Annotated in this window: 18 protein-coding genes; 3 read left to right on the top strand and 15 right to left on the bottom strand. The window is 37.7% G+C overall.

From position 1 onward, the window contains the following. Positions 1 to 395 precede the first annotated feature (395 nt). The 3 genes from ACVYAD_RS08200 to ACVYAD_RS08190 all read left to right on the top strand — a co-directional run bounded on the left by ACVYAD_RS08200 (position 396) and on the right by ACVYAD_RS08190 (position 2,602). Positions 396 to 1,157, top strand: a complete 762-nt coding sequence (locus ACVYAD_RS08200) for a TerC family protein (protein ID WP_349661386.1) — start codon at positions 396 to 398, stop codon at positions 1,155 to 1,157. A 194-nt stretch (positions 1,158 to 1,351) separates the two neighbouring features. Then, positions 1,352 to 1,984, top strand: a complete 633-nt coding sequence (locus tag ACVYAD_RS08195; RefSeq protein WP_476425747.1) for a Bax inhibitor-1/YccA family protein — start codon at positions 1,352 to 1,354, stop codon at positions 1,982 to 1,984. A 108-nt stretch (positions 1,985 to 2,092) separates the two neighbouring features. Next, on the top strand, positions 2,093 to 2,602 hold the full coding sequence (locus ACVYAD_RS08190; protein ID WP_349661388.1) for a ferritin: 510 nt from the start codon (positions 2,093 to 2,095) through the stop codon (positions 2,600 to 2,602). 200 nt (positions 2,603 to 2,802) lie between these two features. Here the strand turns inward: ACVYAD_RS08190 and ACVYAD_RS08185 are convergent, their stop codons facing one another. The 15 genes from ACVYAD_RS08185 to ilvD form a co-directional block, all read right to left on the bottom strand. Beyond that, positions 2,803 to 3,984, bottom strand: coding sequence for an iron-containing alcohol dehydrogenase (locus ACVYAD_RS08185; RefSeq protein WP_476425745.1), 1,182 nt, complete (start codon positions 3,982 to 3,984; stop codon positions 2,803 to 2,805). A gap of 17 nt (positions 3,985 to 4,001) precedes the next feature. Beyond that, a complete protein-coding gene (gene ahlS, locus ACVYAD_RS08180; RefSeq protein ID WP_476425743.1) occupies positions 4,002 to 4,847 on the bottom strand; it encodes an AhlS family quorum-quenching N-acyl homoserine lactonase in 846 nt (281 codons plus the stop codon). A gap of 217 nt (positions 4,848 to 5,064) precedes the next feature. Next, complete coding sequence (locus tag ACVYAD_RS08175; RefSeq protein ID WP_476425741.1) at positions 5,065 to 6,486, bottom strand: aldehyde dehydrogenase family protein; 1,422 nt, start codon at positions 6,484 to 6,486, stop codon at positions 5,065 to 5,067. Positions 6,487 to 6,591: 105 nt separating this feature from the next. Continuing rightward, positions 6,592 to 7,581 carry a LacI family DNA-binding transcriptional regulator gene (locus ACVYAD_RS08170; RefSeq protein WP_476425739.1) on the bottom strand — a complete coding sequence of 330 codons (990 nt, stop codon included), beginning with the start codon at positions 7,579 to 7,581 and terminating at the stop codon, positions 6,592 to 6,594. Positions 7,582 to 7,677: 96 nt separating this feature from the next. Beyond that, positions 7,678 to 8,904: an RtcB family protein gene (locus tag ACVYAD_RS08165; RefSeq protein WP_476425737.1), complete on the bottom strand. Its 1,227-nt coding sequence runs from the start codon at positions 8,902 to 8,904 to the stop codon at positions 7,678 to 7,680. 239 nt (positions 8,905 to 9,143) lie between these two features. Further along, entirely contained in the window at positions 9,144 to 10,994 is a 1,851-nt protein-coding gene (locus ACVYAD_RS08160; RefSeq protein WP_476425735.1) for a dynamin family protein, read from the bottom strand. 231 nt (positions 10,995 to 11,225) lie between these two features. Continuing rightward, entirely contained in the window at positions 11,226 to 12,107 is an 882-nt protein-coding gene (gene rbsK / locus ACVYAD_RS08155) for a ribokinase (RefSeq protein WP_476425733.1), read from the bottom strand. 316 nt (positions 12,108 to 12,423) lie between these two features. Further along, positions 12,424 to 13,617 carry an MFS transporter gene (locus ACVYAD_RS08150; RefSeq protein ID WP_476425731.1) on the bottom strand — a complete coding sequence of 398 codons (1,194 nt, stop codon included), beginning with the start codon at positions 13,615 to 13,617 and terminating at the stop codon, positions 12,424 to 12,426. Positions 13,618 to 13,997: 380 nt separating this feature from the next. Beyond that, the gene (gene leuD / locus ACVYAD_RS08145) at positions 13,998 to 14,588 is read right to left on the bottom strand and encodes a 3-isopropylmalate dehydratase small subunit (protein ID WP_476425729.1); all 591 of its coding nucleotides are present in this window, start codon (positions 14,586 to 14,588) and stop codon (positions 13,998 to 14,000) included. Positions 14,589 to 14,618: 30 nt separating this feature from the next. Then, positions 14,619 to 16,028: a 3-isopropylmalate dehydratase large subunit gene (leuC, locus tag ACVYAD_RS08140; protein ID WP_476425728.1), complete on the bottom strand. Its 1,410-nt coding sequence runs from the start codon at positions 16,026 to 16,028 to the stop codon at positions 14,619 to 14,621. A gap of 16 nt (positions 16,029 to 16,044) precedes the next feature. Continuing rightward, on the bottom strand, positions 16,045 to 17,145 hold the full coding sequence (gene leuB / locus ACVYAD_RS08135; protein ID WP_476425727.1) for a 3-isopropylmalate dehydrogenase: 1,101 nt from the start codon (positions 17,143 to 17,145) through the stop codon (positions 16,045 to 16,047). Positions 17,146 to 17,590: 445 nt separating this feature from the next. Then, on the bottom strand, positions 17,591 to 18,625 hold the full coding sequence (gene ilvC / locus ACVYAD_RS08130) for a ketol-acid reductoisomerase (RefSeq protein ID WP_197144330.1): 1,035 nt from the start codon (positions 18,623 to 18,625) through the stop codon (positions 17,591 to 17,593). A gap of 98 nt (positions 18,626 to 18,723) precedes the next feature. Next, positions 18,724 to 19,239, bottom strand: a complete 516-nt coding sequence (gene ilvN / locus ACVYAD_RS08125) for an acetolactate synthase small subunit (protein WP_349661400.1) — start codon at positions 19,237 to 19,239, stop codon at positions 18,724 to 18,726. Beyond that, positions 19,236 to 21,002 (bottom strand): biosynthetic-type acetolactate synthase large subunit, encoded by a 1,767-nt coding sequence (gene ilvB / locus ACVYAD_RS08120; RefSeq protein WP_349661401.1) that lies wholly within the window; start codon positions 21,000 to 21,002, stop codon positions 19,236 to 19,238. The genes ilvN and ilvB overlap by 4 nt, the downstream gene beginning before the upstream one ends. A 467-nt stretch (positions 21,003 to 21,469) precedes the next feature. After that, positions 21,470 to 23,140 (bottom strand): dihydroxy-acid dehydratase, encoded by a 1,671-nt coding sequence (gene ilvD / locus ACVYAD_RS08115; RefSeq protein ID WP_476425725.1) that lies wholly within the window; start codon positions 23,138 to 23,140, stop codon positions 21,470 to 21,472. Between the last annotated feature and the right edge of the window lie 38 nt (positions 23,141 to 23,178).

The following is a 23,178-nucleotide window of genomic DNA, read 5'->3' as shown; positions in this document are numbered from 1 at the left end:
ACAAAAAATTATTTGTATAATTGCTTAAATTGCCTTTTCATGAAAACAATCACCAAATTTTTTTAACATAACTTCACATTTTTATTTGCAATTGACGATCACCATGCTATAATCCATGTATAAAGAATTGAATAGCTTTTGACAATTATGTCAAAGGGGAGTAGCTAGCAGATGTGAACGAGCATCTGATTTCACATTCGTCATTACATGGTTATTAACCATCGGGTGTGAAGGCATATCTTGGCGAACAAGATATTTTCTGTATAACAGTGATCGCTTAGCAAGACCTTTGCCTATTTTTTAGGCAGAGGTCTTTTTATTTTGCCTAAAATAGCAAAGACTACGTTAAAAGCAGTATGTTCATTTCTGTTCTAAGTAAAAAGGAGGAAATAAATTTGGAGGCAATCTTACTCGAATACGCATGGGTACTCGTCGTATTAATTGTTTTAGAAGGTTTATTAGCTGCTGATAATGCAGTTGTAATGGCCGTTATGGTTAAACATTTACCAAAGGCACAACAGCAAAAAGCACTATTATATGGTTTGGTAGGAGCATTTGTTTTCCGCTTTGCTGCATTATTTCTTATTACTACGCTCGTTAATTTTTGGCAAATTCAAGCAATTGGTGCTGCGTACTTATTAATCATGTCTGGTAAGCATATTTATGATTCACGGAAAGCCGCGCAAAATCCTGAAGAAATTCATGAGTCTAAAAAGCAATCTGGCTTCTGGATGACAGTCATAAAAGTAGAATTAGCCGATATTGCCTTTGCGGTAGATTCAATTTTAGCAGCTGTTGCCATTGCAGTGACACTACCTCATATCGGAAATTTTGATGTTGGCGGCATTAACGCAGGTCAATTCTCAGTGATGTTCCTAGGAGGTCTAATCGGTGTTATTATGATGCGTTTTGCAGCTCGTTGGTTCGTGAAAGTTCTCGATAAATTCCCATCACTTGAAACAGCTGCATTCTTAATCGTTGGCTGGGTTGGTGTAAAGCTGGCTGTTTTAACATTAGCACACGAAAAACTAGGTATAATTCCACATGAATTCCCACATTCAACGATATGGAAGGCCATTTTCTGGATTGTCTTAATTGGAATTGCCCTTGGTGGTTATTTAGTTGGTGTGAAAAATCAAAGAAAAAATGTAAAATAATCTGTAAAAATATTACCTGGTCCTCACGAAGACCAGGTTTTTTTGCATTACTAAACGAAAGATATTTGGCACTTGGTCAACATTTGAACCCACATTATGTTAAAAATACAAATTTTTTGTAATTGAATCTTTTTATAAATCGACACGTATGTTACTATATAAAAGTTATTTTAAAAAAGAAAGGATTATTCTATATGACGTATGCTAAAAATCAAAACTTAAACAAAATTTTAAAACACTTTGCTTTTATGTGGGTATTGACAGTTGTCGGAATGTACATAGCAACATTATTACCTCCAGCGGTTGTCATGCCGCTATCTATTATTACTCTTGTACTTCTTATCATCGTTTGCTTTGTGCGAAGTGTGAAGCTTGCTAATTCCATTATGTATACAATCCCCTTTTTAATGGGAATTACACTATTTTGGACAACACAATTTTACATTGCGGAATTAGGGGAACAGCTTGTTTTACTTGTATTCGTAGCGACCGTAGCTATTTTCATTGTGCTAGCACTGATTGGTATGATGATGAATAAAGACATTTCCAATTGGGGAAGCTATTTATTCACTGTCCTAATTGTCGTTATTGTATTTTCATTAGTCTTTATGTTTTTCCCTGTTAGCAACTTGCTCGCATTGATTATTGCGGGAATTACTGTACTACTTTTTAGTCTCTATACGGTCTATGACTTTAACAAAATCCGACATAATCACGTTTCAGATGCTGAAGTCGTTGGTATGGCTTTAAATTTATACTTAGATTTCATTAATTTATTTGTCAATCTTTTAGAAGTAATTTGGCGTTTAAAGAACGAATTTGATTAATTCCCCTAATTGAGAATAAAAATCAATTAAACTTTGCCATACTACCATTCTTCGCTGTATACTATAGGAGAAGCAGTAAATATTTACTGTAAAGGGAGGAAAATATTTATGTTATCTGAAAAACTACACACAGCACTAAACGAACAAATGAATTTTGAATTTTACTCTGCGCATGCTTATATGGCGATGGCGGCATATTGCACAGATCAAGATTACGATGGCTTTGCCAATTTCTTTTTAGTACAGGCTGAAGAAGAACGCTTCCATGCGATGAAATTTTATAATTTCCTAAGTGATATGGGTTACCGTGCAACAATCCATGGTTTTGATAGTCCAGATAATCATTTTGAGTCTATTTTACATGCCTTCAAAACTGGCCTTTCACACGAGAAAGAAGTAACGCGCCGTATTTATCATTTATCGGATATCGCTTTAGATGAACGCGAGCACGCGACTATGGCTTTCTTAAAATGGTTCATTGACGAGCAAGTAGAGGAAGAATCAACGTTTGACACGTTAATTCGTAAAATCGAACGCATTGAAAATGACTCCAATGCAATCTTTATGCTTGACGCCGAATTAGCTACACGTTCATTTTCACCTGATGCTGAAGCATAAAATATAATTTTAAACAAAAAAGAATCTGTATGAGCAGATTCTTTTTTATTTATTTCAGTGGAAAAACAATTTTTTGAGTTCCATCTATAAGTTTCCATGATTTTAGGCTTCGATAAGCTGCTTCTTGTACCGCTTTGCTTTCGCTACATAAAACATAGGAAGAAAAGAGAAACGCCGGCATTCAACGTTTCTCTTTTCTTTTAAAATGGCTGCGGTTCTCGAACCTCTCCATCAAATGCAGCACGAAAAATAGTATAGATGTCTTCTCGCTTAAGTGGCATTGGACTACGTGCTAGAATTCTTGTTTGCTTTGTCGCATCATCCGCTAGTTGTTCCAGTGCTATTTCTGGTATATTAAATCCTTGTAATGTTGACGGAATATTAACATCCTGCACAAGTTGCTTCAATGCATCTACACATTTATAGGAAGCCTCTTCTTGCGATAAATACGCAGATGAAATACCCATTGCATCTAAAATATCTTTCATTCGTTTTTCGCAACTTTGACGAATATAGCCCATGACATATGGTAATAGCACTGCGTTGGAATCTCCATGAGCAATATGGAATTGGCCACCAAGTGGATAAGCCAAAGCATGTACTCCTGCAACACCAGCATTGAAAAAGGCTAAGCCTGCCAAATAACTGCCATAACTCATATCCGAGCGTGCCTGCTTATTTTGACCGTCATCCACAGCAGTTCGGATAGAGCCACTAATTAATTTTATAGCTTGTAGAGCAAGTGCATCAGTTACTTCGTTTGCATTTACGGAAACATAGGCCTCAATTGCATGTGTTAAAGCATCTACACCTGTAGCAGCAGTCACTTTTGGTGGTAAAGAAATTGTTAACGCAGGATCTACAATAGCGACATCTGCTAATAAGTAATCATGTGTCACAACATCCTTCGTCGTTTCAAGTGACAGTACTGAAATATTTGTCACTTCTGAGCCTGTTCCAGATGTAGTTGGAATTAAAATTTTAGGTAATCCTTTATTTTCAAGAGAATTTGTTCCCGTTAAATTTAAGTAATCTGCCACTTTCCCATCATGTGTTGCTAAAACCGCGGCAAGTTTCGCTAAGTCTAATGCACTTCCTCCCCCTAAACCAATTACTAAATCAAAATGATGCTTTCTTGTAAACTCAACTAGTTTTTCACCAATTGCGAGCGGTGGCTCAGGGGCAATATCGGTATAAATAGTTGTAGAGTAGCCATTTTCAAGTAAAGGCTTTTCAAGATGATCTGTTAAACCTAACTTTTTTAAAAATGGATCTGTGATTATTAAAATATTATTTGCTTTCAATTTTTCTACTTCCGGTAGTAGCTGATTCAAGCAACCCCAGCCTGTATAACTCGCAGGAGTAAAGGTTAATTTATGCATAATTGTTCTACTCCTATCTATTCATAATAGCCTTCTGTCGATTTTCTAAATGACTTAAATTGGACTGGATCATGGCCAAACCACACTTGCGAATTTGTTTCATTTGCTAATCTTCTAATTCGGTCCACTGTAGAATTATAGCCAACAGAATCATATAGTATACCAGGCGGCTTGATAGGTGGACCAAAGCTTTCGGCAGTGTAAATGGCATCCGAAGCTAAAATAATCCTCCCGGTTTCTGGCATATTAATATGCAAACCTAGCATTCCCCAAGCATGACCACTTCCAAAATTCAAAACTTGGATTCCTTCTGCAAGTTTCACATTATCCTCACCACGCTTAATTAATCGCCATTGCAAATTGTTTTTTATCCACATATCAATGTCACCCCAAATATAGGCACCTTCTTTTACATTTCTTGCGTATGTTTGTAAAGCTCCATTGAATTCATCTTCCTGTACAATAATTGTTGCATTCGTAAAAAGCTCTAAACAGCCTGCATGATCTAAATGTAGATGTGAAGCTACAACATATTTAATATCTTCTGGACGCACATTTAACTCTTCTAATCGATGATGTAAATAGCATTCCTCTGGCATATTAATTGGGAATGCTTTCTGAGTAAATTCACCCCAGCGCCCTTCAGATCCCATTGAATTTGGGTTACATGCTGTATCAAATAATATTTTTCCTTCTGGATGATCAATTAATACTGTATAAACTGGAAACTCTACAAATTCATTTGGCTTGTTTGGATAATCAATAGTTGCAGGACTATGCATGGCAATCATAAAGTTTTTATCCATTCGCATTGTTCCATTGTCCATAACATACAATTTCGGGTGTTGTTTGATAGTATTCATTTACAACCATCTCCATTCGTGATTAATTATGCCTCGCCATAATTACGTCAGGAATCCGCCGGAGGCTTCGGGCCAACAAATGTTTTCTGTGCGAAAGCGCAGTGCTAACGTAGCGTCAGCAACAAGATGTTGGTCACTCAGTCGCAGCCACAGGACGTGGCGTTCTTAGACTGAGTTCCTCTATATCAGCGGGTATCGAAACATCCGCCGATAGAAATTAATTATTATTCCAAATCACAAGCTTCATTTCTGTCATTTCCTCAACTGCATATTTGATTCCTTCACGACCGGTTCCGCTTTCTTTAACGCCACCATATGGCATTTGATCTACACGATATGTCGGAACGTCATTTATAATGACACCCCCGACTTGTAATTTTTTTGAAGCTTTAAAGGCCGTCTCAATGGAAGGTGTAAATATCCCTGCTTGTAAGCCATAATTTGAGTCATTAACAGCGTCAATGGCTTCTTCTACTGATGAAACAGTATTGACAATAACTACAGGCGCAAATATTTCCTCACAAGATACACGACTAGTAGAAGATACATTCAATAACACTGTCGGAAGTAAAATATTGTTTTCAATACGACCACCTGTCAGTACCTGCGCACCTTCTGCTACCGCCTCTTCGATCCATGTGATAGCACGCTGCTGCTCAGTTTCTGAAATCATCATCGCTAAATCTGTTGTTGCATCAAGTGGGTCCCCTATTGTTAAGCGCTCTACTTTTGCTTTTAGCTGCTCTAAAAATTCATTCATTATATTTTCTTTTACATATATACGCTGTAGCGAGATGCAAACTTGACCTTGATTTGAAAAAGCCCCCATAACAATTCGGTCCATTATTTGATCGAGTTGAACGCCTTCATCCACAATAACACCCGCATTCGAACCTAGTTCTAATGTTACTTTCTTTAATCCAGCGCGATTGCGAAGGGAAATACCTACAGCTGGGCTCCCGGTAAATGTAATCATTTTTACTTTTGGATGTGCTAAAAATGCATCCCCTATTAGTTTGCCTTGCCCAGTTACTAAGTTAAATGCACCTTTTGGTAAATTTGTTTGTGCCAATAGGTTTGCTAGAAAATGAGCAGATAGAGCTGTTTGTGTTGCAGGTTTCAATACAATTGTGTTACCAGCTGCTAATGCCGGTCCAACTTTATGGGCTACTAAATTTTGCGGAAAATTAAAAGGTGTAATGGCCGCAATAACGCCCAATGGTTCACGAATTGTATAACCAAATCTACCCTCTCCGCTTTTAGATGCATCCATCGGAATCATTTCACCAGATAGTCGCTTCGCTTCTTCTGCTGCAAATTTGTAAGTTTCAATCGTTCGATCAATTTCAGCATAGGCATACTTTAACGGCTTTGCTGATTCTAGCGAAATAATGCTAGCTGCCTCATCTCGATTTTCAATAAATAGAACAGATAGCTGTTCTAAAATCTCTGCCCTTTGAAATGCTGTTAATGCTGCCATTTCGAATTCTGCTGCATGAGCACTTTCAATTGCATGCTGTACATCATCTTCAGTTGCCATCGCAAATTGTGCTACAACCTCTTTTGAGTAGGGGGCTTGAACCTCCATATACTCTTCTGTCATTTGCCATTGTCCATTAATAAATAAGCCCTTTTTCAAGACCTCACTCACTCCTCTCTCCAAATGGTTACGTATTCATTTTAGGTAACAAAAAAATGAATACGTAACCATTTTTGAGTGAAAAACAAACTGATGTTCATCAGTTCATTTCTTACTCGTAGTATTTCTTGGGAAAAGTTTAACAGATTCTGTTTGTTGGATGCAAGTGCTTTTTTTCTCCATTACCTCAAATAATTTTTCAATAGCAATAAATCCGAGGCTTTTCTCGGATTCTAAGCCTACTGTTGTTAAAGCAATCGAATGGTGTTTACTAAGCTCCACATTATCAATCCCAATAACATTAAAATCTTTAGGAACTTGAAAACCCCGTTCTAAACAAAGACTTAATATTTCAATGGCAATTGCGTCTGTTGCAGCACAAATAGCTGTAGGTTTTTTAGGAAGCTCAAGTATTTCTTCAAATGCTCGTTTAATATCATTTTTGTTAGTATTTGTTAAAAACGCCGACACTGTTTTCGCATCTATACCGCTGTCCTTTAATGCATTTTTAAAGCCTTTGTACCTTCCATAAAAAGTACTTATTTCATGTGGACCACCAATCCAGCATATATCTTGATGACCTAAAGATAAAATATGATTCGTCGCTATATAACCAGCTTTCACATTATCAATTTCTACAAAATGCCTATTTTCCTGATGCTTGCGATTATACATAATAAATGGGATACCTAATTTTTCAAGCTTAAAAAATAAGTCATCTTCATATAACATAGACGATAAAATAATCGCATCAGCCTTCGTTTCCAAAACAGCATTATAAATAGAATCTAAATTATCTTCCGTACCAAAATAAACATTTACTTTATAGCCTCGAGCATTAACATAATTAACGATTGCAGTTGTTGTATCGACAAAAAAAGGATTATGTAATGGCCCCGAAATCAATGTAATAATGCCTGTTTTTTTCTGTACAAGTGACCTTGCAATATCATTTGGAATATAGTTTAATTCTTCAATCGCCTTCATCACTTTTTCTATAGTTTTCGGCTTTACGAGTTCAGGAGTATTTAACACTCTTGAAACTGTTGTTTGAGAGACACCCGCATACTTTGCCACATCTTTTGAAGATACCAAAAAACCACCCATTTCATCTTTGTAAGCCTATTTTATACTATTACAGATATAATGTTAATAGATAAGGGAAAGTACAAGTATCACTAATTTCTATTATTAGGGATTATTTTTCCGCTCATATGGCTTAGCTGCTTCACTAGCTTTGAAATTATAAACGGGTGTGATCACTTTTAATATTTCCGCAGTTTCCTCTAGAACAGATGTAATTTCTGACATCGGTTTATATGCCATTGGGGCTTCATCCAATGTTTCTTCGTTTACAGATGTTGTCCAAATACCTTGCATCGTTTCTTTAAAAACTTCCATATTTAGTGCTTTTTTTGCAGCACGTCGAGAATACATACGACCTGCCCCATGTGGTGCAGAGTAATTCCAATCTGCATTCCCTTTCCCCATACAAATGAGTGAACCATCTCGCATATTCATAGGAATAACGAGCTTCTCCCCTTTATTTGCTCGAACGGCGCCTTTTCTTAACGTCATTGTTTCCGTATCAATATAGTTATGGATCGTATCAAATGTTTCGCTAAAATGCCAGTTCATATGCTTGGCAATTGTTTCGGCAATTGTCCAGCGATTCATCCGAGCATATTGCTGAGCGATTTTCATATCGTGAATATAATCATGGAAATATTCGCCCTCTAAATAAGCTAAATCTTTCTGTACAATTGGATTTTGTTCTTTATGAGCTTTAATCATCGCTTGAATTTCTTTTTCACGCCCCTGATCTTTCAGTTCGGCTATTTTCACTTTTAAATCTTCCCGTTGCAATGTTTCAAAAGCCCTTTTTTGATGCCAATTTGCTACCTTAGCTCCGACGTAACGCGAGCCAGTATGGATAAGTAAGTAATGTGTACCTGCTTCATCTTTAGCAAGTTCTATAAAATGGTTTCCTCCCCCAAGTGTACCAAGCGATAAATTTGTATAGTCATCCTTTAAACCACTCGCTACAAACTGTCTCCCCTCGAATTCAGCAAAATAGCGTTCAGGAGATACTTCCTGATGGATATCCTTTCCGCTTGGTATATATGCTCGAATTGTAGCATCGAGTTTAGAAAAATCTATATCCGCTTCATTTAACTCAGCTACAAATACCCCGCAACCAACATCAATGCCCACAAGGTTAGGCACTACACGATTTTGAAGCTGAATCGTTGTGCCTATAACACAGCCCTTACCTGCATGATAATCTGGCATAATCCGTACTTTTGTTCCTTCCATAAAAGCCTGATTTGCCAATTCTTTAATTTGATCGATAGCTGATTGTAATGCTGTATTTGAATAAATTTTTGCTTCCGTAAAACGTCCGTTAATTCGTATCATTTTAACCCCTCCTTCTATTTATACGAAAAAACAATTCATTTTGTTTCAATATAATCCCAATTTTTAATAATCAAAGGGCATCAACATTACTTGTTGTTGATTTCTGTTCCGACTGGACGCTTTCCTGGGGACGTCCTCTAAATGTCATCCACAACTTTGGGTGATGAGCAAAAAAAAAACGAAATACTAAAAAAATGCTCTAAAAGTTTAAATTACTTTTAGAACATTTCCTTTATTATTTAATCTTCATACTGAATATCTAACTTTTTCGGAATTTCTGGTATATCGTTTGATTTTACATCTACTTCTGCTAAAGCTAACGGATGAAATGGATATTTCTTCTGAACATCGAAAGGAATTGCAGTATTCTCCATTTTATTGTTCATCTGACTACGTGCAAGTAGGCCATTATTCGACAGATCAATGCTCATAATACTGTTAACCGCTTCTTTTAGCATTTCAATATCCTTTGCTTTAAGCGGCATTTGTTCGTCCATTAAAAACGGTTGAATATTGTCTTTAATATAGCCCTGCGCTTCCATTAAACAAGAAAATTCATTCAATTTATTTGCGTATAATTGTAATTGGGACTTTTCTTTTGAACGTTGTTGATTTAGTTCTAGTACTTTTTCCTCAATACGTGCTAAACGTATTTTCGTTAACTCCATAAGATAACTTTGTATGGAATGGATGGAATGAAGAATTAATTCCTCCGCTTCTTGCACTTTTTCATATTGAGCAATACAAACCAATTGCTGCTCATTTAACTTGTTAACACGTTCCTTGAAAAATCCATTTTGTGTATGCTGACCAAAGATAGCCTTCATAAGACCTTTTCCGTGAATTTTTTTATGCTGTGCGTCCAATCGATCGTATTCACGTAAATACTCACTATGCATATTTCGATATTCTCGTAACACTTGTTGATAAGATACAGCCTTTTCTGTAAAGCTTTCTACAATTTCATCCTGCAAATAATCAGTTTGTGAAATGATTTGTAAAAGTTGGTATAATGTTTGAACATTTTTAAATACATTGGCAACCTGTTCGTATTCTTGCTCATATTCGGTCACAATCGCTAAGTCACGTTGATAGCGCGAAAATTCATATTGTGTATCACCTGTATACTTTTCAATGTTCTTAACAGCAGATTGGAATGGGTCTCTTTGTGGAATAACAGTTAATTCGAAGCGGAAACGTTCAAGCCATTGCAAGAAGCGAATTAAAATGCCATACGTTTTCTTATCACTATTTTCTGCAACTCGATGAATTTCTGAAATTAATTGCTCGTACTCACTTTTTTTCCAAAGCTCATCACTTTTAATCTGTTTAGCTTCAATTGCTTCTCTTGCAGAGATCGCAACAAAATCACTTATTAAATGACCAAATCGTTCTCTCTCAGCTTCAATAAACGCCTTCGTATTTTCATTTGAATCGATGGCATTGATGACACAAAGCGGCTCAACACCTTTGTTTTTTAACGTTTCCATTAATAATATTTCTGGATTAATAGCCATCGAACCTGAACGTACTACCCAAAAGATCTCGTCCACACGGTTCATCAATGCTTCTGGGAAGTAGGCCATTTCTCCTCCCCCAGCTTCCAATGAAACAGAATCAATAATTGTCACAGATTTTAATAAATCATTTTTTAAATATACTTCTAGATAATCTAAATGTTCTCGTAGTATTTGAGAGGCGAAAGTATCGCCAGTCGTCAATAATTCTAGCTTGCTCATATCGAATACAGCTACGACACCATCTAAAAAATACGCCTTTATTTCTTCATGTTCACCGTATCGCAAAAATGTATTTACCCCAGTTGGATGCTGCTCACTAACAGGCAAAACTTGACGTCCTAGTAATCCATTTACCAATGTTGTTTTTCCGACACGCTCTTTCCCAACAATAAGAATCATTGTTTCGTTGTCAGCATCTTGAATGATACGATTTAAGTGTTTAGCTGTATCTTTTACATATGTATTTTGTACAATAATGCCATGTAATTGTCGCAAATGATCCACAAGCTGTGGCAAAATATTATTCGCTGAGGCTGTATATTCGATCGGCACATTATCAATATCTGTCATCCTCAATACCTCTTTTCTATGTATCTAAAGTTATTATAAATGAAAAGATTCCTTTATTAATACATAGTACTAAGAATTAACGATAAAAAAGGACAATATACTTAAATACCGCCGTCACAAATAGGTAAAAAATCTTATTCCACAAAACCTTCTATCGCAGATATTATTCCTCATTCAGACTAAAAGAAATAATAATTATTAGTAAATATTTGTACTGAGTTGATCTTCTCTTTATTCATCAACTCCAGTCATACGTGCATAAACTGCTCCAAGTGTTGGCATACCACCTTGTGCACCGAATTTCTCCACTGATAACGAAGCAGCAATATTTGCAAAATACACTGCCTGATCTAAAGATTGCCCTTCAACTAAAGCATAAGCGAGTGCACCGTTAAACGTATCACCTGCTCCTGTTGTATCTACCGCTCTCGTCATATAACCCGGAACATGAATAGGGTATTCACCATCATAATAGCGTGCGCCATCACTACCTAGCGTCATTATCAATTTATTAGGATATTTTTCTAAAACCTGCTCTATATTATCTCCAAAAATTTCAGCACACTCCGTTTCATTCGGTGTGATATAGGTAATATCCTCCATCCATTGCACATCAAAATTTGCCGCTGGTGCTGGGTTTAATAAAACAGGTACATTTGCTTCTTTACAAAGTTTTATTGCATACGCAGTCGTTTCCATTGGGATTTCTAGCTGCATAATGACCATTTGACTTTTTTGTATGATTTCTTTCGCTGCCTCTATATGTGTAGGCTTTAATTCATAATTAGCACCAGGTACTACAATGATACGGTTATCATTATTATAGAGTAAAATATTAGCAATCCCAGTAGGTGCCGATACACTTGTAATAGCTTCAGTTTGAATATGCTCTTGTTGTAAAACAGTGCGTAATGTTTCACCAAAACTATCGGAGCCCACACAGCCGATCATTGTGACTTCACTTCCAAGGCGTGCCGTAGCTATTGCCTGATTAGCCCCTTTTCCCCCTGGAATCGTTTGAAAATCTTTACCGAGGATCGTTTCTCCCTGCTTTGGAAAATTCCCCATTTGTACAACTAAATCCATATTTATGCTACCGATAACTGTAATCATCTTTATACCCTGCCTTCCATCTTATTTTTTCATTTTAACTGAGAAATCCGTAGAAAGACAGGGCATACCATTAGAAAATTGTGGAGTACTAATCTTCTTATTGATGTTCACCAATTCAGCACAAGCTTCAATTTAAAGTTTTCCCAATAAACCTTTCCTTGACTCCAATTCAATTTTTCTATCACAATCTTCACAAGAAAATTTCCCTTCCATATTTTGTTTATACAATCTATATTTATTTGATCCTTCTACAACCTCAAATGTTTTCTTACAAAAAATACAACGAAGCGAATAGCTAATCATAATATTTCCTCCTTTAAGCTGATATAGTTTTTTTAGAATATAGAACAAAATATAATGAAATCGAAAATAAAATACTAATACTACCGAAAATAATTGCAGTCATTTGAAGTGTAAATAATTCTGCAAATAGTCCTAATAGTAAGGTTAAGGATATTTGCAAAATATTTTGAAATATATTCGCAAAACTACCGAATCTACCCATTATTTCAGGCGGTACATTTTGCTGATAAAATGTTTCATAACCAGAATTACTAAATGCCATAAAAAATCCTAGAAAAACTAAACTTACAAATGCCAAAATACTTGATGTCGAGGCATAAAAGGCAGTGTAAAACAGCATTGTCAAAAACAAACCAAAAGCTATATATGATCGAGTGGACCATTTTTGGGCGAAGCTTGCGGCAACTATCCCACCGAAAATTGCTCCTGCTCCTGCACTACTCACAAAGGCCCCATATAAACTATCAGATAAAGCTAAATCATGCTTGATAAAAGTGGCTTCTTGAGAATCAAGCGCAAATGCAATCATTAATGTACTTTGAAAGAGTAAATAAATCGTTATAAAAAATACATTTTGGCGAATGAAAGCTAGTACAGCTTGATAGTCACTTTTTAATAGTTGCCACGTAATACGTTGCCGTGAAGTTTCCTTCATATCATCTACATCTGGTAAAAAGGAAATAATCAAAGCACAAACAAAAAATGTAAAGCTATTGAACCAAATTGTCACTGTCGTATTAAAAAGAATGATGAGGAGTCCTGCTAGTGCTGGACCTATTAAAAACGATCCTGAATTGAACGTGCCAAGTATTGCGTTAAAACGTTGTCTATCTTCTGAAGGAACAAACTTCGTAATATAATATGTACTACTAGGTCCAAAGAAGCTACTTGCTATATTCACTATAAATAACAGCGTATAGATGAGCCAAATAGATTCCATAAACGGCATACAAAAAACGATCAAGCCTCTGATCATATCCGTTGTAATCATCAACTTGCGTTTATTCATACGGTCAATGAAAGAGCCAGCTACCAAACTTGTTAAAACTCTTGCAACTGGTCCGACAATAAAGATTCCAGCCATCGCTGCAGGTGATTGTGTTAAATGCCATACAAATAAATTGAGCGCTACAAGATAAATCCAGTCCCCTAATTTAGAAAAACCTAAGCCCCCAATTAACAAGCTGTATTTTCGAAGGATTTTCATGTTGCTCCCCCTTTATTTTTCACTTGAGTTTTTTCTGTAAACATTTATATAAACTAGCTCATTACTAAAACATGTAGTTGTCTCTGTTTTGGACTGCGCGCTTTAGTGATGAATCAATAAACTGGATAGCATTCCATTTATTTACCATAACCCTATTTATATATTATCAAAATATTGCTTCAATTCGTTATACATTTTTTACAAATAAATGACGAATTAAAATAAAGTATTTTTATTATGTAAAGTGATTAAGTCTAGACATTTACCGGTCAAAGAGCTTTTTTTCATTACCACTCCTACCCGAACAATTCCTAAATTAAGCAATAAAAAAACTGAAGACAACAAGTCTGTCTTCAGTCATAAGGAAATCCCTTCAGCTATTAAAATGCAATACGATTTGCTTCATAAGCAGCGATTTGTTCTTCGTATTTAAAGGTAAGAGCAATTTCATCCCAACCATTCAGCAATGTTTCTTTATAGTAAGGGTCGATGTTAAATTTATAAACTACATCATCTTCACCCGTTACTGTTTGTGCCTCCAAATTGACTTCCATCGTGTACGTTTTTTCTAAGCCTTTTGCTAAAATTTCATCACACTCTGCTTCAGCCAGTTTGATTGGTAATATCCCATTTTTGAAGCAGTTATTATGGAAAATATCTGCGAATGATGGTGCAATCACTACATTGAAGCCGTAATCTAATATTGCCCACGGTGCATGTTCACGAGAAGAACCACAGCCGAAGTTATCTTGTGCTACTAAAATCTTAGAGTTTTTGAATTCAGGTTTGTTTAACACAAAGTCTTTTATTTCATTACCATCTGCTTCGAAGCGCCAATGGTAAAATAAATACTGCCCAAATCCTGTACGCTCAATACGCTTTAAAAACTCTTTCGAAATAATTTGGTCTGTATCGACATTTTTACGATCAAGTGGTGTTATCACACTTTTTACGATATTAATTGGTTCCATTTGCAATCATCCTTTCCGTGTAAATGGAATTTACACAGTTTCCTTTACGAATTCACGAACATCCACAAAATGACCAGCAATTGCTGCCGCTGCTGCCATTGGCGGTGAAACTAAGTGTGTACGAGAACCGGCTCCCTGGCGTCCTTCAAAATTGCGGTTTGATGTTGATGCACATCGTTCACCAGCTGGTACTACATCATCATTCATCGCCAGACACATTGAGCAACCTGTCTCACGCCATTCAAAGCCAGCATCTGTAAAGACTTTATCTAATCCTTCTGCTTCTGCTTGTTGTTTCGTCGAATAGGAGCCAGGTACAACAATCGCTGTTACATTTTCATGCACCTTACGCCCTTTGATGACATCTGCTGCTGCACGTAAATCACTTATGCGTGAATTTGTGCAGGAACCGATAAATACGTGTTGAATATCGATTGAAGTTAACGGTTGACCTTCCTCTAAGCCCATATAAGAAAGCGCTTTTCGAAGAGCCGCTCTATCTGACTCATCCTCATAATCTGCTTGTGTTGGAACATGGCTTGACACACCTGAACCCATTGACGGATTCGTTCCCCAAGTGATGATTGGCTCTATGTCTTGTGCTTGAATGATTCGAACTGTATCATATGTTGCATCTTCATCTGATGCTAAGCTTAACCAATAATTTGCCGCTTCTTCAAACTTTTCTCCTTGAGGTGCATGTTTTCGTCCACGGATATAATCAACAGTCGTATCGTCAGGAGAAATTAACCCTGCCTTTGCGCCCGCCTCAATCGACATGTTACAAATTGTCATCCGTTCTTCCATAGAAAGTTTGTGGATAGCCTCTCCGGTGAATTCCACAATATGTCCTGTACCTACTCCAATCCCGAACTTAGAAATAATCGCTAGAATAATATCTTTTGCAGCTACACCTACAGGAAGTTCACCTTCCACACGAATTTCCATTGTTTTTGGCTTGTTTTGCCATAGGGTTTGTGTTGACAATACATGCTCTACCTCAGATGTACCAATACCGAAGGCAATCGCTCCGAACGCACCATGTGTAGACGTATGAGAGTCCCCACAAACAATCGTTTTACCAGGCTGAGTTAAACCTAGCTCAGGTCCAATTACGTGAACAATACCTTGGTCAGGGTGCCCCATTCCTGCAAGCTCGACGCCAAATTCTTCAGCGTTTTTAGCTAACGTTTCAATTTGGTTACGTGCAATTGGATCATGAATCGTCGGTAGATTTTTTGTAGGCACGTTATGATCCATTGTCGCAAAGCTTAAATCTGGACGACGCACTTGACGTCCGTTCAAACGTAGACCTTCAAAAGCTTGCGGAGAAGTGACTTCATGAATTAAATGGAGATCAATATATAACAGGTCCGGTTTGCCCTCTTCCTGATAAACGACGTGTTTATCCCAAATCTTTTCAATTATATTTTTTCCCATTATCTTCACTCATTTCTTAAATGTATGTTGTCATAATGCTTTCTGAAACAAAGCTTGTATCTATTTCGTTAATTACTTTATCTGTCCATTCATTTGTCGACAGTATACGAGCGCCGTCACTTGCAAGATCTGCAGTGAAATAACCATCATCAAATACTGCACTCACAGCACGTTCAATTTCTGCTGCTTCTTCTTTTAAGCCAAATGAATATTGTAGCATCATAGCCACCGAAAGAATTGTTGCTGCTGGATTAGCTACACCTTGACCTGCAATTTCTGGTGCTGAGCCATGTACTGGTTCATATAGACCAAAATTATCTCCGCGAATGGACGCTGAAGGTAGTACGCCTAAAGAGCCTGTAATAACAGATGCTTCATCACTTAAAATATCTCCAAACATATTTTCAGTAACTACCACATCATATTGACTAGGATTTGTAATTAATTTCATAGCAACTGAGTCAACTAAATTATGCTCTACATGCACATCTGGATAATCCTTTTTCTTCGCTTCTACTACTTCGCGCCATAAACGACTTGTTTCAAGTACATTTGCTTTATCAACAGAGCATAATTTGCCTCCACGTAAACGTGCTAATTCAAAGGCATTTTCAACGATACGCTCAACTTCTGCAGTTGAGTAAACCGTTGTATCAATCGCGCCATTTTCAGTACGCATACGTGGTTCCCCGAAGTATACGCCGCCTGTTAATTCACGTACAATTATTAAATCGACATTTTCAGCTACTTCACGCTTTAATGGGGAAGCATCTAGTAAACTCGGGAACGCCTTTACTGGACGAAGATTTGCGAATAAGTCAAAATGTTTGCGAATACGTAGTAATCCTTTTTCTGGACGTAATTCAGGAGGATTATTATCCCATTTCGGACCACCTACCGCTCCAAGTAAAACTGCATCACTGTTTTCGCACATCTCAATTGTTTCATCTGGTAGTGGATTATTGTGTTGGTCGATGGCAGCGCCTCCGATTGTTGCATAACCTAAATGGAATGTATGGTTGAATCGCTTACCAATCACCTGTAATACACGTACAGCAGAAGCAACAACCTCTGGCCCAATTCCGTCACCAGGAAGTACTGTAATTTTTTTCTCCATCGTCAAAACACCTTTCTTTGTATAGCGTTGACTACGCTATTTTAGTAATACTCTCACCAATTTTTATAGGTGAGGTCATCAATATTACGACTACACGTTATTGGCATAATTGCGTTTGGAATGCGCATTATGCTGATTCCATTCACTACCATCAAAACTTGCGACATTTACACAGAGTCTTGAAAATCGATTAACTTACAGGCTGTGAACGAAGGTTTGCTTGTATCAAATGACGGTTAATGGCATTTAAATAAGCTTTTGCCGATCGCTTCCCAAGTTGTGTCGATATCTTTTATACACAGCGGGCTAATCCTGTTACAGTAGAGTTTTTTACTGTTCCTACACTGCATCAAAGCCACCGGGTGACGAAGCAGGAAAACCTGCTTCACTAATTGTCACTCCTAGGCGCTCCTGTTACTTGGCAATTTGTGTTGTATCGAAAATATTAATTTTTCGCGCTTGTAGCCACTTCTCTCACAACTTTTTCTTTACCTTCATTGATGAATGGCATCATAGCACGTAATTTAGCACCAACTTCTTCGATTTGGTGATTTGCACCAGCTTCTTTGAATTTTGTATAATCTGGACGACCATTTTCGTTTTCTTGAATCCAGCGACGAGCGAATGTGCCATCTTGGATATCTGTTAAAACATCTTTCATACGAGCTTTTACGGAGTCGTCGATAATACGTGGTCCTGCAACATAGTCACCCCACTCAGCTGTATCTGATACTGAGTAACGCATTGTTGCCATACCACCTTCAAACATTAAGTCAACAATTAATTTTAGTTCATGAAGAGTTTCAAAGTATGCTAACTCTGGTTGGTAGCCTGCTTCTACTAATGTTTCAAAACCTGCTCTTACTAATTGTGTAGCGCCACCGCAAAGTACTGCTTGCTCACCGAATAAATCAGTTTCAGTTTCTTCTTTGAATGATGTTTCAAGTAAACCACCACGAGCTGCGCCGATTCCTTTACCGTAAGCTAGAGCTAAATCTTTTGCTTGACCAGTTGCATCTTGATGGATTGCGAATAAGCCTGGTACACCAGCACCTTCTTGGAACTGACGACGAACTAAGTGTCCTGGACCTTTCGGTGCAACTAAGAATACGTCCACATCTGCTGGTGGTGTAATTTGACCGAAGTGAATGTTGAAGCCGTGTGCAAACATAAGTGCTTTACCTGCTTCAAGATGTGGAGCGATTTCAGCCTCATATACAGCTTTTTGACGCTCATCCGGAAGTAAAATTTGGATAACATCTGCTTCTTGCGCTGCTTCAGCAACAGTCTTTACATCTACTCCATCCGCTTTTGCTGCATCGAAAGATCCACCTGGACGAACTCCTACTACTACATCGAATCCTGATTCTTTAAGATTTAGGGCATGTGCATGACCTTGTGAACCATAACCGATGATTGCGATTTTTTTCCCTTTTAATACTTCCTCGTTGATGTTTTGATCATAATACATAGTAGCCATTGTTGTTTCCTCCTAATTTTTGGTTTGTTTTTTTAAACTTCGGATGCCAGTAAACCACTAAGGGCTATGTATCCAAAGCTATCCATTTTATATGCAAACTATTTTAAAATAGAGAGCTGCGAATTTGAGATTCTTTGTGTTTCACGAACAGATGCAGTAGCCCCTGTACGCGTTAATTCTTTAATACCATAAGGTCGAATAAGTTCAATAAAGGCATCAATCTTATCTGGATCTCCTACAACTTGATAGGTGACAACGTTTTTCGCCGTATCAATAATTTGTGGACGGAATGGTTCAACAATTGAATTCATTTCCAGACGTAAATTTGGTGGTGAAATTACCTTTACAAGCGCTAACTCGCGTAGCACGATTGATTTATCTGTTATGTCATTGACCTTTAACACATCAATTTGCTTTGATAATTGCTTCACTAGCTGTTCAATTTTACGCTCATCCTCTACGTTTACAACAAAAGTCATTTTCGAAAAGTTTGGCTGTTCAGTATGACCAACTGTGATTGATTCAATATTGAATTGGCGCTTCATAAGTAAACCTGTTACACGATTTAAAACACCGCTTTGGTTAATCACTGTTACTGTAATTACTCGTTTCAATTCTTTTTCACCCCAATCATTTCATGTAAGCCTTTGCCTGGTGCTACCATTGGGTAAACACATTGAAGTTGTTTTACACGACAATCAATTAACGCTGGCTCATCAGAAAGTAGTGCCTCGCGGAAAATACTCTCTGCTTCATCGATTGTGTTAATTCGATAGCCCTTCAAATTATATGCATCGGCTAATTTAACAAAATCTGGTTGAATCGGCATAAGTGAGGATGAATAACGCTCTTCATAAAATGTTTCTTGCCATTGGCGTACCATTCCTAAACAGCTGTTATTTAAAATCACGATTTTTACCGGTAAGTTGAATTCTTGCAGGATAGAAAGCTCTTGCGCAGTCATTTGGAATCCTGCATCACCTACAATGGAAACAACTTTTTTGTCTGGCTTCGCAAACTGGGCGCCAATTGCAGCTGGGAAGCCGAAGCCCATCGTACCAAGTCCACCAGACGTTACCCATCCATGATCATTGTTTAATCGATAATATTGTGCAGCCCACATTTGATGCTGCCCAACATCTGTCGTGACAATTGCATCACCTTCAGTAATTTTATGCACAAGCTCTAATGCTTCCTGCGGTAATACTTCTTTGTCCCCCGGCTCCTTGCTGTACCATAATGGATATTCCTTTGTATGATTATTTAAGAATGTTAGCCATTCTGCTGTATCCGGACCATCGAAGTCTTTTTTCAATAATGCTTTTAAAGCTTCTTTAGCATCTGAAACGATTGGGATGTCTGTTGGCACGTTTTTTCCAATTTCCGCTGGATCAATATCGATGTGTACGATTGTCGCATTTGGAGCAAATGTCGCCAAATTACCAGTTAAACGATCATCAAAGCGAGCTCCGATATTCAACAATAAGTCTGACTTTGTAATAGCTGTATTGGCTGTTACAGTTCCATGCATTCCTGCCATGCCGATGAATAATTCATGCTCTCCATGGATTGAACCAAGTCCTAGCAAAGTGTTTGCTACCGGAATTTGGTATTTTTCAGCGAATGCTGTTAACTCTTCTTTGGCATCTGCGAAGAGAACACCAGCACCAGCTAAAATAACTGGTTTTTTGGCCAATGAAATCGCCTGTATAGCCTTTTGAATTTGTAAATAATTTGGTTTGTACGTTGGTTGATAACCTGGTAAATATATTTCATCAGGGGCCTGTGGTGGGGTCTCTACATCAAATAGCATTTGAGACACGTTTTTCGGAAAATCAACTACAACAGGGCCCTTTCGACCAGTACTCGCAATATGGAATGCCTCTTTAACAATACGCGGGATATCATTAACATCCTGCACCTGATAATTGTGCTTCGTAATTGGTGTCGTAATCCCCATAATATCCGCTTCTTGGAAAGCATCTGTACCAATTACAGCCGTTGAAACTTGACCTGTGAAAACAACTAATGGAATAGAATCAATCATTGCATCAGCAATACCAGTTACTAAGTTCGTTGCCCCCGGTCCACTAGTTGCAATAACAACACCCGGCTTATTGGAAACACGTGCATAACCTTCCGCTGCATGAATTGCACCCTGTTCATGTCTAGTTAAAATATGACGAATCGGATTTTTATAAATGGCATCATAAATTGGTAGTACCGCTCCACCTGGGTAACCAAAAATAATTTCAACACCTTGTTCATGTAGTGCCTGCACTAATACGTCAGCACCATCTTTCGCTTGATAGGTTTGTTCAGCTTTTGCTGATGTTGCTAATTCTTCTTTTTCATTGATAGAAACATTCGTACTCATCAAATATGCCTCCTTCTTATCATTCAATTTCACATATCAGTAATGCGCATCATTGAAGTGTTACTAGCTGGTTCTCCCATTGAAAAGAGGTAACAGACTCTTTCAAACGTCGTTAAAAAAATAAAAAGCCTTTTTCTCCACACGCAAAGAACTACCTTGCGTAGGGATGAAAAAGACTTTCCATGGTACCACCCTTGTTTATAGCAAATAATTGCTACCTCGCGAATAAATGTAAGTATTTATGCACCTATGCGAAATCACTCGCATCCAAAACGATGTCATAAATCATTTATTCATTAATAACGAGCACTTTCGATTATGCCCGGAGCTATCTAATTGCGTACACGCGTTTAATAGCTCACTCCGAGGGGATGTCGGATCTAGTTGTATCGCCGGCTTCCAGCACGACCGGCTCTCTGGTAGATACAAGGCTCTAGAACCTTTAACCTCATCAACGTTTTACCTTTTTAAATTTTCATTACGCCACCTGTAGAGGCGTTTGTTACTAATTTTGAATATCTTGCTAGCCAACCACGCTTAATTTTCGGTTCAAATACCGGTAATTTTGCACGGCGCTCCGCTAATACTTCATCTGAAACTTCTAAATTGATCGTACGATTTGGTAGATCAATTGTGATCACATCGCCATTCTCTACTAAAGCGATAGGACCGCCTTCTGCTGCCTCTGGTGAAATATGTCCGATTGAAATACCGCGAGATGCACCGGAGAAACGTCCATCCGTAATTAACGCAACCTTTGTACCAAGACCGCGACCTTGAATTGCAGAGGTTGGTGCTAGCATTTCAGGCATCCCAGGGCCACCTTTTGGTCCTTCATAGCGAATGACGACTACATGACCCTCTTTTACCGTTCCGTTATCAATATTTTCCTGTGCTGCATCTTGTGAATCAAAGACAATTGCTTCACCTTTGAATACTTTGATAGAAGGGTCTACAGCGCCTACTTTAATAACTGAACCGTCTGGCGCGATATTACCAAATAAAACTGATAAACCACCAACTGGGCTATAAGGATTATCTTTCGTACGAATAACTTCATCATTTGTAATGTGATAATCCTCTACAAGTTCGCCCATTGTTACTCCTGCAACAGTTTGTCGATTTGGGTGAATAGCACCCGGAATAGATACTAATTCATTAATAATGGCACTAACGCCACCTGCTTTATTTATATCATCCATTGAAATATCTGAAGCAGGCATAATTTTCGCTAGATACGGTACACGCTCTGCTACTTTATTAATATCTTCAATGTTATAATCGATTTCAGCTTCATTGGCGATTGCTAATGTATGAAGGACTGTATTTGTCGAACCACCCATCGCCATATCAAGTGCAAATGCATCATCAATTGCTTCTTTAGTAATAATGTCTCGAGGCTTAATGTCCTCTTTAACCATACGGACTAATTGTTTAGCTGCTTCTTTAATAAGCTTATGGCGCTCATCAGAAGTCGCTACGATTGTTCCATTACCAGGTAAAGCTACTCCTAGCATTTCCATTAAGCAGTTCATAGAGTTTGCAGTAAACATTCCTGAACATGAACCACATGTTGGGCATGCATTGTTTTCAATATCTAACAGCTCTTCAGATGACATTTTGCCTGATTTAAGAGCTCCTACACCTTCAAAAACTGAAGTTAATGAAAGTTGCTTACCAGTAGCAGAAGTACCTGCCTCCATTGGACCACCAGATACGAAAATTGATGGTACGTTAGTACGAACTGCTGCCATTAACATCCCCGGTGTGATTTTGTCACAGTTAGGAATATAAAATACGCCATCAAACCAGTGTGCATTAATAACTGTTTCAGCAGAGTCTGCGATAATTTCACGGCTTGGTAACGAGTAACGCATACCAATGTGCCCCATTGCAATACCATCATCTACACCGATTGTGTTAAATTCGAATGGAATTCCACCCGCTTCAATAATGGCCTCTTTGACAACATCAGCAAATGTACGTAAATGAACGTGACCTGGTATAATGTCGATATAAGAATTACAAACCCCGATAAATGGCTTGCCTAAATCTTTCGCTTTTACTTTGCCTGTTGCATATAAAAGACTTCGATGTGGCGCACGATCTACGCCTACTTTAATCATGTCACTTCTCATTTTAAACGCCCCTCATTTATTGCTATGTTCGTTGCTAT

Source organism: Lysinibacillus sp. G1-3 (assembly GCF_056322905.1).
The sequence above is the reverse complement of the archived record's forward strand: the minus strand, read 5'-3'. Positions and strand labels throughout refer to the sequence as shown.